The organism is Pseudaquabacterium rugosum (genome assembly GCF_038066575.1).
Taxonomy (GTDB): domain Bacteria; phylum Pseudomonadota; class Gammaproteobacteria; order Burkholderiales; family Burkholderiaceae_C; genus Pseudaquabacterium; species Pseudaquabacterium rugosum.
The window spans coordinates 162,524-174,344 of record NZ_JBBUTF010000002.1 but is presented as its reverse complement, the minus strand read 5'-3'; the positions used below and the strand labels follow the sequence as shown (position 1 = coordinate 174,344).

The window sequence follows — 11,821 nt, the reverse complement described above, 5'->3', positions numbered from 1 at the left end:
GCGCCGGCGCTCAGGGGCCGGTCGGGTCGGCCGGCGCCAGCTTCTGCAGCGTGTCCATCGCCAGACACAGGTCCGCCCAGGCCTTGGCCTTCTCGGTCGGCTGGCGCAGCAGATAGGACGGGTGGTAGCTGACGACCACCGGCAGCCCCGCGGGGACACCCGGCCCCGGCTCACCCGGCCAGGGCGCGGTGTGCACGCTGCCCCGCAGACGCCCGATCGGCGCCTCCTGGCGCAGCACCGCGCGCACGGCGAAGGCGCCCAGCGCCAGGATCAAGCGCGGGCGCACCAGCTCGATCTGGCGCAGCAGGTAGGGCATGCACCGCGCGAGCTCGTCGGGCGTCGGATTGCGGTTGCCCGGCGGCCGGCACTTGAGCGTGTTGGCGATGTAGACACGCGGCAGATCTCCCTCGCCACGGCGATGGCCGACGGCGGCCAGCATGCGGTCGAGCAACTGCCCGGCGGCGCCGACGAAGGGCTCGCCCTGGCGGTCCTCGTGCTCGCCCGGGGCCTCGCCGATGACCATCACGCGGGCCTGGCGATCGCCGACGCCGAAGACGGTCTGGCGCCGGCCCTCGCACAGCCCGCAGGCGGTGCAGGCGGCGACCTGGGCTTCGAGGCCGGCCCAGTCGGGCGCGATGCCGTCGAGCGACGGGCGGGCCGCAGGCGGCACGGCCGGCGACACGACCGACACACGGCCGGCCCGGGCCGCGGGCGGGCTCACACCGGCATCCGGCACGGCGCGCGGGGCCCGCAGCGGCGCCTCCGTCTGGCCGGATGCAGGCATGCCGGAGCCGGACGGGACGGCCACGGCCGCAGGGCCGGCATCGGCCGGTGCATCGGCCCGTTCATCGGCGGCAGGGCCGGCGGTCGCGGTCGGCCCCCACAGCCGCAGGCCCATGGCCTGCAGCATCGCCTGCTGGCGCTCAGACCAGACCATCGTCATCCTCCCGTGCGCGGGCGATCAGGGTCCGGGCCGGCGCGTCATCCAGCACCAGTCCCATCACCACCGCGTGTTCGCGGCCACCCGCGGCCGGGTAGTAGTGCTTGCGCAGGCCATGCTCGATGAAGCCGCAGCGGCGGTAGAGCGCCCGCGCGGGCGCATTGCCCTCGCGCACCTCCAGCCAGACGGCATGGTCCCCGCGGGCCACGGCCCGGGCCGCCAGACGCCCCAGCATCAGGCCGCCGAGGCCGCGGCGCTGCCAGGCCGGCGCCACGGTCAGGTTCAGCAGATGGCACTCCTCGACGCCCGGCATCGTGACCTGGTAGGCCTGCAGGCGGCCATCGGGCCCCAGTCGCAGCTCGGCCTCATGGCCGGCGGCCAGCGAATCGACGAAATTGCCCCGTGTCCAGGGATGGCTGTAGGCGGTGACCTCGACGGCCATCACCCGCTCGACATCGGCCACCAGCATCGGCAGATGCTGTGCCCGCCCCCCGGCGAGGGGCTGGCCGTGACCGGTCTCGGCCGCGCCCGGCCCGGCCACCGGATTCATGCCCGCGGCTCCGGGCGACTGGCGGCCGGAAGCACCGGTGCCGCACGCGCCGCCTCGCGCTCGGCCGTGGTCAGCGCGACCTTGTCGCGCAGGTAGAGGGGCAGCGCCTGCTCGGCCGGACGGGCCGCGCCGGCGGCCCAGGCCGCGCGGGCCAGGCGGGCCAGCGCGGCGGCGCGCGACGCCTCGCGCGGCACCTGCAGCGCGACGGACGCCAGCGGCAGATGGCGCGCATGGACGTCGAGCGCGGTACCCGCCACCGCCCGCGGCGGCGCCTGCAACCAGTGCGCGTGCAGGGCCGGCAGCGTCCAGAGGGCGGGCATGACCTCGCGGACCCAGCCGCCGGCCTCGCGCCGGTAGGCCGCGGCATAGACCTCGTCCATCCGGGCATCCATCGCCACCCACCAGTGGTCGGCGCCGGGCTCGCCCCGCGCCTCGCACTGGGCCTGGGCATCGTCAGCCACCAGCAGCAGGCTGTCGATCGGCAGCACCGGGCGCTGCAGCGCCCAGGCCAGGCCCTGGGCGACCGCACAGGCGGTGCGCAGGCCCGTGAAGGCGCCCGGGCCCTGGCCAAAGGCGATGGCGCTCAGGTCGGCCGCCGTCCAACCGGCCTGCTGCCACAGCGCCTGCACCCGCGGCAGCAGCCGCGCCGAGGCGGCCGGCCCGCCGGCCTCGACGGCCAGGTGCTCGCCGTCCGGGCCGCACAGGGCCAGCGCCAGCACCTCGGTGGCGGTGTCGATCGCAAGCAGTCGGGCCATGGTCGCAGCAGGGGAAACGGATCGCGGGAAATCGGCGGCAGTGCGCCCGGCGGTCATCGGGGATGCACCGCGCGCGCCCGTGCCGCGGACGGCCCGGCAGTGTAGCCGTGCCATCATCAGGGCCATGTCCACCCCCTGCCCCCGCCGGCCGGGCACGCCCATGGCGCACGGCCTGCGGCCGGCCCGCCGACGGCTGCTCGGTCTGGCGTCCGCCCTGATCGCCACCCTGATGCGGCCCGGCACGGCTGCGGCCGCCGACGCCCCGGGGTCCACCCCGGCGGCCCCCGCCGGGCTGCCGGAGCCGCTGCGCCGAGCCCTGCAGGCCCAGGGCCTGCCGCCACAGGCGCTGCACCTGTGGGTGCAGGACGCCGACAGCGGCCGGACCCTGCGCGCCTGGCAGGCCGAACAGGCGCTGAATCCGGCCTCGCTGTTCAAGCTGGTGACGGCCTGGGCGGCGCTCGACCGCCTGGGGCCGCAGTTCCGCTGGCGGACCCCGGTGTGGCTGGACGGCCCCCTGCGCGAGGGCGTGCTGCAGGGCGCGCTGGTGATCCAGGGCCGGGGAGATCCACGCTGGACGCCCGAACGGCTGTGGCTGCTGGTCAGCCGCCTGCGCCAGAGCGGGCTGCAGAGGATCGCCGGCGATCTGGTCCTCGACCGCCAGGCGTTCACCGTCGAGGCCACCGATCCCGGCGCCTTCGACGGCGAGCCGCTGCGGCCCTACAACGTCGCACCCGACGCGCTGCTGCTGGCGCAGCGCAGCGTGGTCTACACGTTCACGCCGGACGTGGGCGCCGGGCTGGCCCGGGTCACCGTCCAGCCGCGGCTGGCCGACCACGGGGTGCAGCCCACGGTGCCGCTGACCGACGGCCCCTGCGGCGACTGGCGCGGCGGGCTGCGCGCCACCCCGCAGGACACGCGGCAGATGCGCTTCGACGGCCGCTATCCGTCGGCCTGCGGCGAACGCGCCTGGCCCCTGGCCTGGCCCGAGGCCGCCAGCTTCGACGCCCGTCTGTGGCGCGCGCTGTGGGCCGAGGCCGGCGGCCAGCTGGACGGCCGGGTCCGCGACGGCACGGCACCGGACCGCGCGCCGTCCTTCGTGCTCGAATCGCCGCCGCTGGCCGAGGTGCTGCGCGACATCCAGAAATGGAGCAACAACACGCTGGCCCAGCAGCTGTTCCTGACCCTCGGCCTGGAACAGGGCGGCCGCGGCGACGCGCCGACGGCCCGCCGCGTGCTGCAGGACTGGCTGGCCGAGCGCCTGGGCACCGCAGAAGCCGCACGCATCGTGGTCGACAACGGCTCCGGTCTGTCGCGCCAGACACGCATCAGCGCCGCCCAGCTCGGCCGCCTGCTGCAGCAGGGCTGGCAGAGCCCACTGATGCCCGAGTGGCTCGCGGCCCTGCCACTGGCCGGCATCGACGGCACCGCCGCACGCAGCCAGGGCGCGACCGGCCGCGCCCATCTGAAGACCGGCTCACTGGCCGATGTCGCCGGCGTGGCCGGCATCGTGCACGGCCTCGACGGCCGGCGGCGGGTGCTGGTCGCGGTGATACGCCACGAGCAGGCCGGGAGATTCCGTGCTGTTCTTGATGCGGCACAGGATTGGGTGGTCCAATATCCGGGTTCACCCTGAGAACCCCCATGAACCTTCCTCCCGAATGGCTGGGCTACGTCGCCGCCTCGCTGACCACCGGCTCCTTCGTGCCCCAGGCCTGGCAGACCTTCCGCTCGGACAACCTGGAGGGCATCTCGGTGGGCATGTACGGCGCCTTCACCATCGGTGTCGCGTTGTGGCTGGTCTACGGCCTGGCGATCGGTGAATGGCCGATCGTCATCGCCAACCTGATCACCTTCGCGCTGGCGGCCACCATTCTGGCCCGCACGGTGCGGGCACGCCGGGCGGCGGCGGCGCCGGCCGTGCCGCGCGACGCCTGAGCCCGGCCCCGCGGGCCCTCAGAACGGCAAGGCGGACAGGCGGGTGTTGACCTGCACCGCCAGCAGATGGTGGGCCGGGTAGCTGAACCACAGCGGCGATGCCCACAGATAGCCGTTGTACACGCCCGAACTGACCAGATCCGCCGTCTCGTTGTCGCAGGCCGGCTGGGCCGCGGCGCAGACCGCGCTGCTCACGTTGTAGGGCGACACCAGATAGGTCAGGTAGCTGGTGGGCTTGCTGGTCAGCGCCTGCACCACCTCGTCGGGGAAGATCAGGCCGAAATTGCGGCCGTCGTAGCGCGTCGAGTCGATGGCGGTGCGCAGGTAGGCGTTGAAGCCCTTGCTCAACGCGGTCAGGCGGCTCATGGCCGCGCTGTCGGCGCCGATCGTGGCGTCATCCGGATCGGCGGCGCTGACCATCGCGCGCGCATAGGGGCTCAGACCCAGATCGGGCACGGTGAAGACCAGGGCCCGTGCGCCGGTGGCCAGCACGCCGTTGATCTGTGCGGCCGCCGCCGCGCCACGGCGCTCGATCTCGGCCAGCGCGCCGGCCTCGCTGAGCTGGCCCTTGTTGAACTGACGGTAGACCTCGATCACGTCGTGGGTGCCGATCCACACCGTGACCAGGTCGTCGCTGCGCAGGGCGCCCGAGGCGATCTGCTCGGCCAGACTGTTGCCGCCGCCCTCGACCTTGGCCCCGGCACGCGCGCGGTTCCAGGCCGTGACGGTGGCATTCGACGGATTGCAGGCGGCGAAGACCAGACCGTAGCGGCTGGCCACGTACTGGATGACCGAGGGCAGCACCGTGCAGTCGCGGTTGCCGCTGCTGTCCAGTCCGTTGACGCCGTACTTGCGGGCATTGCCGGCCGAGGTGCTGTCGTCGAGCACGCTGTGCTCGTCGCCCAGCACGATCAGGCGGCCGGGCTCGAAATCCGTGGCCTGCGAGACCGAGCCGCCACAGGCGGCCAGCACGGCGGCACCGACGACCACCGCGGTCGCGGCGAGGGCGACGGCCAGCGGGCGGCGCCGACGGGCGGCGGTCGCCTCGCCGGCTCGGGAGGTTGCGCGCAGGGACTTCAGCAGGCTCATGGGGTTCCAGATCAGGATGGCGCCCGGGGGGGCGCCCCGGCCGCATCAGCGGGTGGCCGCGCGGCGCAGACGGTCGTTCACGCCTTCCCAGTCCGGCTGGGCGGGCGGCTGCTCGACGACGATGGCCGCCACGGCGGCCTCGTCGAGCGTCCGCAGGACGGCGAACAGTTCGTGGGCCAGCGCCGCGGCGTCTTCGGGCATCGGCCGCCACAGCCGGTGCGGCCAGGCAGGGCGAGCGCGGGAATATACCGCCAGCCCTTGTCGGGTCGGTGACCCGGAGGTGAGCGCCCTGTCGGCGGCCTCGGCCACGGACAGCGCCCCGGCCGGCGCCGCCGTGCGCAGGGCCTGCGGCGAGGCCAGCCAGACCGGCGCCGTCGGTGCGTAGTGGGACTCGAGCGTGCCGGAGGCGCGCGGCGCGTGGCGGTCGGGCGCACTCAGCGCGTCGCCGAGCGCGGCCTCCAGCGTGGGGCGGTCGAGCAGCCCCGGACGCAACAGCACCGGATGCGTGCCCCGGGTGTCGATGATGGTCGACTCGATGCCCACCGGGCAGTCGCCGCCGTCGAGGATCAGCAGCTGCGGCCCGAACTCGCCGGCGACATGGGCCGCACAGGTCGGGCTGACGCGGCCGAAGCGGTTGGCGCTCGGTGCGGCCACGCCGGTCACGCCGAGGTCCAGCGCCGCGCGCAGCAGGGCCTGGGCCACCGGATGGGCGGGACAGCGCAGGCCGATGCTGTCCTGGCCGCCGGCCGCGGCGGTGCCGATGCCGGGCCGGCGCGGGGCGATCAGCGTCACCGGCCCGGGCCAGAAGGCCTGCACCAGGCGCTGCGCGAGCGGGCTCGGCGCATCGGTGTAGGCCTGGGCGGCCGACCAGTCGGCGACGTGGACGATCAGCGGATGGTCGGCCGGCCGGCCCTTGGCGGCATAGATGCCGGCGACCGCCGCATCGTCGTCGGCGCGCGCGCCCAGGCCGTAGACGGTCTCGGTCGGGAAGGCGACCAGACCACCGTCGGCCAGGCGACGCGCGGCCTGCGCCAGCGCCACGGGATCGGAGCCGGACAGCACGCCCATCGTCATCCCCTACGCCGGAGCGGGTCCGCGCTCAGCAGGCGGCCAGACCCAGCCGCGCGCAGACCTGCAACGCGACCTCGCGGGCCTGCTCGGCGGTGGCGGCGGTGACGGTCAGGTGGCCCATCTTGCGGCCGACGCGGGCGTCGGTCTTGCCGTACAGGTGCAGGTGCACGCCCGGCAGCGCCAGCACGCCGGCCCAGTCGGGCTCGCGCAGCTGGCCGGCGGCATCGAACCACAGGTCACCCAGCAGATTGAGCATCACCGACGGCGAGTGCTGGCGCGGGGCGATCAGCGGCAGGCCGGTCAGCGTGCGCACCTGCAGCTCGAACTGGCTGATGTCGGCGCCGTCGATCGACCAGTGGCCGGAGTTGTGGGGCCGCGGTGCCATCTCGTTGGCCACCAGCGTGCCGTCGGCCAGCACGAAGAACTCGACGCAGAGCACGCCGACGTAGCCCAGCTCGGCCGCGATGCGCGCGGCGCAGGCCACGGCCTGGGCGCTCTGCGCGGGCGTGGCGTCGGGTGCCGGCACCTGGGTCACGGCCAGGATGCCGTCGCGGTGCAGGTTCTGCTGCACCGGCAGCGTCACCACCTCACCATGGGCGTTGCGCGCGACCACCACGCTGAGTTCGAGCGCCAGCGGCAGCATGCGTTCGAGCACGCAGGCCACGCCGCCCAGGTCGCGCCAGGCGGCGGCCAGCTCGTCGGCGCTGCGCACCCGCACCTGACCCTTGCCGTCATAGCCCAGGCGGGCGGTCTTGAGGATGCCGGGCAGCAGCGCAGCGGCGTCGATGGCGGCCAGACCGGCCTCGTCCTCGATCAGGGCGTGCGGCGCGCACGGCACACCACAACGCACGAAATGCGCCTTCTCCAGCGCCCGGTCCTGGCAGACGGCCACCGCATCGCCCGAGGGCGCGACCGGCCGTTGCGCGCCCAGGGTGCGCAGGGCACCGGCGGGCACGTTCTCGAACTCGGTGGTGATGGCCTGGCAGCGCTGCATCAGCTGCGCCAGGCCCTGCTCGTCCTGGTAGCCGGTCTGCACGTGGTACTGCGCGACCAGTCCGGCCGGCGACACCGGATCGGCATCGAGCACGGCCGTGAAATAACCCAGGGACTGCGCCGCATGGACGAACATGCGGCCCAGCTGGCCGCCGCCCATCACGCCCAGCGTCGCGCCGGGCAGCAGCACGCTGCGGGCCTCGGACAGCGCGCTCATGCGCCCACCCGTGCCGGCGGCACCAGCTCGGCCGTCATGGCGCGGGCGATCTCGGTCTGGCGGGCGCGGAAGGCCTCCAGCTTCGCGCGCAGCGCGGCGTCGCCGGTGGCCAGCATCGCCACCGCGAACAGCGCGGCATTGGCCGCGCCGGCCGCACCGATGGCGAAGGTGCCCACCGGAATGCCCTTGGGCATCTGCACGATCGAGTGCAGGGAATCGACGCCGGACAGCGCCTTGCTCTGCACCGGCACGCCCAGCACCGGCACGGTGGTCTTGGCCGCCAGCATGCCCGGCAGGTGGGCGGCGCCGCCGGCGCCGGCGATGATGGCCTTCAGGCCGCGGTCGGCCGCCGCCTCGGCATAGGCGAACATCTCGTCGGGCATGCGGTGGGCCGAGACGACGCGGCACTCATGGGCGATGCCAAACTCGGTCAGAATCTCGGCGGCCTGCCGCATCGTCTCCCAGTCGCTGGACGAGCCCATCAGCACGCCTACCTGCACGCCGGCAGCAGCATCGGAGCGGGGGGCGGAAGGGGAAGCGCTGTCGTGCATGGTGGGCTGGGCGGCCGCGGCCGCCGGCTGACGAAAAACATTGAATTGTAGGTGGTCGACCGCATCTGGCGGCATCCGCCGCACGGCGCGGGCCGCGGCCCCGACCGCCGTGCCCCCTCATCGACGCGTGCTCCCATGACCGACATCACGATCCAGAACTTCGAATCCGAGCTGATCCAGGCCTCGATGGTGCAGCCGGTGCTGCTGGACATCTGGGCCCCCTGGTGCGGCCCCTGCAAGGCCCTGGGCCCGCTGCTGGAGAAGCTGGAGGCCGACTACGGCGGCCGCTTCAAGCTGGCCAAGTGCAACAGCGATGACCAGCCCGAGATCGCCGGCCAGCTCAGCCAGGCCTTCGGCGTGCGCTCGATCCCCTTCTGCGTGATGTTCAGCCGGGGCCAGCCGGTCGACGGCTTCGTCGGCGCCCTGCCCGAGGCCCAGATCCGCGAGTTCCTCGACCGCCATGTGCCCAGCGAAGCCGCCGCCGAGGCCGCGGCCGACACCGAGCAGGCCGAAGCACTGGAAGCCGAGGGCGACGTCGACGGCGCCCTGGCCAAGCTGCAGGAGGCGGTGGCCGTCGATCCGGCCAACGACGCCGCGCGCACCGACTACGTCAAGCTGCTGATCGAGGCCGGCCAGGTCGCCCAGGCCCGCCAGGCCTGGCTGCCGGTGGCCTCCAAGGCCGCCTTCGACCCGCGCATCAGTGCCCTCGGCCTGTGGCTGGACGCCTGCGAGAAGGCGCCCACCGGCCGCCGTCCGCATGACCTGCAGGCCGCCATCGACGCCAACCGCCGCGATTTCGACGCCCGCCACGAGCTGGCCCAGCTGCTGATGGCCGTCGGCCGTTTCACCGACGCGATGGACGCGCTGCTCGAGATCATCATGCGCGACAAGGAATGGAACGGGCAGCTGGCCCGCAAGACCTACGTCGCCATCCTGGAGCTGATCACCAAGGCCCCGCCCAAGCCCGAGCCCGGCGCCGCCAAGGGCGCGCTGGAACTGACCGGCAAGCAGGCCGCGCCGGCCGGCGATCCGGTGGTCGACCAGTACCGCCGCAAGCTCAGCATGGCGCTGTTCTGACCCTGCCTGCGGCCCGGGCGGACGCCCGCAGGCCGCGGGCCCGCCGCGGCCGGACGGAACCCGCACGCCACCCGGCGGCTCGCATGGCGGGGCGCGACCACGGACGAACCCCGCCCGCACCGGCGGGTGGCCGGCCGACCGCGGCACCACCCGCCGCCTAGAATCGCGTGTTCGCCCCTTCCCGGGCGAAGCGCACACAGACTGACGACCACATGTTCATTTCCAATGCCTACGCCCAGACCGCCGGTGCCACCGGTGGCGAGAACAGCCTGCTGAGCCTGCTGCCCATGGTGGCCATGTTCGTCGTGCTGTACTTCATCATGATCCGCCCCCAGATGAAGCGGCAGAAGGAGATGAAGGCCATGCTCGAGGCCCTGGCCAAGGGCGACGAGGTGGTGACCGGCGGCGGTGTCGTCGGCCGCATCAGCAAGATCGGCGAGTCGATCCTGCACGTGGAAGTGGCCGGCGGTGTCGAGCTGCAGATCCAGCGCAGCGCCGTGATCCAGGTGCTGCCCAAGGGCACCTACAGCGCGTCCAAGTGACCGCCTGACGCCGCCGGGCCGGCGGCCCTGACGCCCGCCCGCCCGGAAGCACGCTCAGACCCCGGACGGGCCGGCCTGCACACGCTGCGCAGGCCGGCCCGTCGCCACGACGGCGGCCCCGGCCGACCCCGTCTCCGCGCCCGGCGCACCGCAGGCGTGGATCCCGCCTGCTCCAGGACCCGACGATGAACCGCTACCCCTGGTGGAAGTACCTGATCCTGGCGCTGGCGCTGGTGATCGGCGCCCTCTACACGCTGCCCAATCTCTACGGCGAGGCGCCGGCCGTCCAGGTCTCCAGTGCCAAGGCCACGCTCAAGCTGGACGCCGGCATCGTGCCGCGCATCGAGCAGACGCTGACGGCCGCCGGCCTGCAGGCCGACTTCGTGCAATTCGAGGGCACGACGGTCAAGGCCCGCTTCCGCAACACCGACGACCAGATCAAGGCCAAGGACGCGATCGTCAAGGCGCTGAATCCGGATGCCCAGGACCCGTCGTACATCGTCGCGTTGAACCTGCTGTCGCGCACGCCGACCTGGATGCAGCGCATCAACGCGCTGCCGATGTTCCTCGGCCTGGACCTGCGCGGTGGCGTGCACTTCCTGATGCAGGTCGACATGAAGGCCGCGCTGACGCGCAAGGCCGACTCGATCGCCGCCGACGTGCGCCAGCTGCTGCGCGACAAGTCGGTGCGCCATGCGGGCATCAGCCGCGAGGGCAACGACGTCGTCGTGCGCTTCCGCGATGCGGCCCTGGCCGCCCAGGCGCGCAGCCTGCTGGAAGCCCAGCAACCCGACCTGGCCTGGACCCCGGCCGATGACGCCGAAGGCCAGAAGCTGACCGGCCGCCTCAAGCCCGAGGCCGCCAAGCGCATCCAGGACGCCGCGCTCAAGCAGAACATCACCACGCTGCACAACCGCGTCAACGAACTCGGCACCGCCGAGCCGGTGATCCAGCAACAGGGCGCCGACCGCGTGGTCGTGCAGTTGCCGGGCGTGCAGGACACGGCCCGCGCCAAGGACATCATCGGCCGCACCGCCACGCTGGAGGTGCGCCTGGTCAACGCCAGCGCCGAGGCCCTCGACGCGCTGCGCGGCAGCGGCCCGGTGCCTTTCGGCAGCGAACGCTACCTGGAGCGCGACGGCACGCCGATCATCGTCTACCGCCAGGTCATCCTGACCGGCGAGAACCTGACCGACGCCCAGCCCGGCTTCGACGGCAATGCCGGCAACGAGCCGGCCGTGCACCTGACGCTCGACACCAAGGGCGCGCGCATCTTCCGGGACGTCACGCGCGAGAACATCAACAAGCGCATGGCCATCCTGCTGTTCGAGAAGGGCAAGGGCGAGGTCGTGACCGCGCCGGTCATCCGCAGCGAGATCTCCGGTGGCCGGGTGCAGATCAGCGGCCGCATGACGACGCAGGAAGCCAGCGACACCGCGCTGCTGCTGCGCGCCGGCTCGCTGGCCGCGCCGATGGAGATCATCGAGGAGCGCACCATCGGCCCGACGCTGGGCGCCGAGAACATCCGCATGGGCTTCTCGTCGGTGGCCTACGGCTTTGCCGCCATCGCCGTGTTCATGTGCACCTACTACCTGATGTTCGGCGTGTTCTCGACGCTGGCGCTCGGCTTCAACCTGCTGCTGCTGGTGAGCGTGCTGTCGATGCTGCAGGCCACGCTGACGCTGCCGGGCATCGCCGCCATCGCCCTGACCCTGGGCATGGCGATCGACGCCAACGTGCTGATCAACGAACGCATCCGCGAGGAGCTGCGCAACGGCGCGGCGCCGCAGACCGCGATCGCCACCGGCTACGAGCGCGCCTGGGCGACCATCCTGGACTCCAACATCACGACGCTGATCGCCGGTGTCGCACTGCTGGCCTTCGGCTCGGGCTTCGTGCGCGGCTTCGCGGTCGTCCACTGCCTGGGCATCCTGACGTCGATGTTCTCGGCGGTGATGTTCTCGCGCGGCCTGGTCAACCTCTGGTATGGCCGCCAGAAGAAGCTCAAGGGCGTGTCGATCGGCCAGGTCTGGAAGCCGGCCGCCCCCCCGGCAGCCGACGTGGTGACGGCCGATACGCCGTCGACCCCGGCCTGAGTCCC

At 73.3% G+C, this 11,821-nt stretch carries 12 protein-coding genes; 5 read left to right on the top strand and 7 right to left on the bottom strand.

The window, feature by feature from the left end; genetic code table 11:
- Positions 1 to 10: 10 nt before the first annotated feature.
- From AACH11_RS01385 to tsaB, 3 genes are read right to left on the bottom strand one after another with little or no spacing between them, the layout of a single operon-like run.
- A complete protein-coding gene (locus tag AACH11_RS01385) occupies positions 11 to 937 on the bottom strand; it encodes a uracil-DNA glycosylase (protein ID WP_341372400.1) in 927 nt (308 codons plus the stop codon).
- Positions 924 to 1,490 carry a ribosomal protein S18-alanine N-acetyltransferase gene (gene rimI / locus AACH11_RS01380; protein ID WP_341372399.1) on the bottom strand — a complete coding sequence of 189 codons (567 nt, stop codon included), beginning with the start codon at positions 1,488 to 1,490 and terminating at the stop codon, positions 924 to 926. Before rimI ends, AACH11_RS01385 begins: the two co-directional genes overlap by 14 nt.
- Positions 1,487 to 2,245 (bottom strand): tRNA (adenosine(37)-N6)-threonylcarbamoyltransferase complex dimerization subunit type 1 TsaB, encoded by a 759-nt coding sequence (gene tsaB, locus AACH11_RS01375; protein WP_341372398.1) that lies wholly within the window; start codon positions 2,243 to 2,245, stop codon positions 1,487 to 1,489. Before tsaB ends, rimI begins: the two co-directional genes overlap by 4 nt.
- A gap of 124 nt (positions 2,246 to 2,369) precedes the next feature.
- Here tsaB and dacB point away from each other — a divergent pair, with 124 nt between their 5' ends.
- Positions 2,370 to 3,878 (top strand): D-alanyl-D-alanine carboxypeptidase/D-alanyl-D-alanine endopeptidase, encoded by a 1,509-nt coding sequence (gene dacB, locus AACH11_RS01370; RefSeq protein WP_341372397.1) that lies wholly within the window; start codon positions 2,370 to 2,372, stop codon positions 3,876 to 3,878.
- Positions 3,879 to 3,886: 8 nt separating this feature from the next.
- Positions 3,887 to 4,180: a SemiSWEET transporter gene (locus AACH11_RS01365; RefSeq protein ID WP_341372396.1), complete on the top strand. Its 294-nt coding sequence runs from the start codon at positions 3,887 to 3,889 to the stop codon at positions 4,178 to 4,180.
- Positions 4,181 to 4,198: 18 nt separating this feature from the next.
- Here AACH11_RS01365 and AACH11_RS01360 read toward each other — a convergent pair whose 3' ends face one another.
- From AACH11_RS01360 to purE, 4 genes are read right to left on the bottom strand one after another with little or no spacing between them, the layout of a single operon-like run.
- Entirely contained in the window at positions 4,199 to 5,269 is a 1,071-nt protein-coding gene (locus AACH11_RS01360) for an SGNH/GDSL hydrolase family protein (protein WP_341372395.1), read from the bottom strand.
- Positions 5,270 to 5,314: 45 nt separating this feature from the next.
- Positions 5,315 to 6,337 carry an L-threonylcarbamoyladenylate synthase gene (locus AACH11_RS01355; RefSeq protein ID WP_341372394.1) on the bottom strand — a complete coding sequence of 341 codons (1,023 nt, stop codon included), beginning with the start codon at positions 6,335 to 6,337 and terminating at the stop codon, positions 5,315 to 5,317.
- Positions 6,338 to 6,368: 31 nt separating this feature from the next.
- Positions 6,369 to 7,550 carry a 5-(carboxyamino)imidazole ribonucleotide synthase gene (locus AACH11_RS01350; RefSeq protein ID WP_341372393.1) on the bottom strand — a complete coding sequence of 394 codons (1,182 nt, stop codon included), beginning with the start codon at positions 7,548 to 7,550 and terminating at the stop codon, positions 6,369 to 6,371.
- Complete coding sequence (purE, locus tag AACH11_RS01345) at positions 7,547 to 8,101, bottom strand: 5-(carboxyamino)imidazole ribonucleotide mutase (RefSeq protein WP_341372392.1); 555 nt, start codon at positions 8,099 to 8,101, stop codon at positions 7,547 to 7,549. The genes AACH11_RS01350 and purE overlap by 4 nt, the downstream gene beginning before the upstream one ends.
- 135 nt (positions 8,102 to 8,236) lie before the next feature.
- On the opposite strand from purE, the gene AACH11_RS01340 reads away from it, so the two are divergent.
- The 3 genes from AACH11_RS01340 (at position 8,237) to secD (ending at position 11,816) form a co-directional block, all read left to right on the top strand.
- Positions 8,237 to 9,178, top strand: coding sequence for a tetratricopeptide repeat protein (locus AACH11_RS01340; protein WP_341372391.1), 942 nt, complete (start codon positions 8,237 to 8,239; stop codon positions 9,176 to 9,178).
- Between the two features lie 212 nt (positions 9,179 to 9,390).
- Positions 9,391 to 9,720: a preprotein translocase subunit YajC gene (gene yajC / locus AACH11_RS01335; RefSeq protein WP_341372390.1), complete on the top strand. Its 330-nt coding sequence runs from the start codon at positions 9,391 to 9,393 to the stop codon at positions 9,718 to 9,720.
- A gap of 185 nt (positions 9,721 to 9,905) precedes the next feature.
- A complete protein-coding gene (gene secD / locus AACH11_RS01330) occupies positions 9,906 to 11,816 on the top strand; it encodes a protein translocase subunit SecD (protein WP_341372389.1) in 1,911 nt (636 codons plus the stop codon).
- The last annotated feature ends 5 nt before the right edge of the window (positions 11,817 to 11,821 follow it).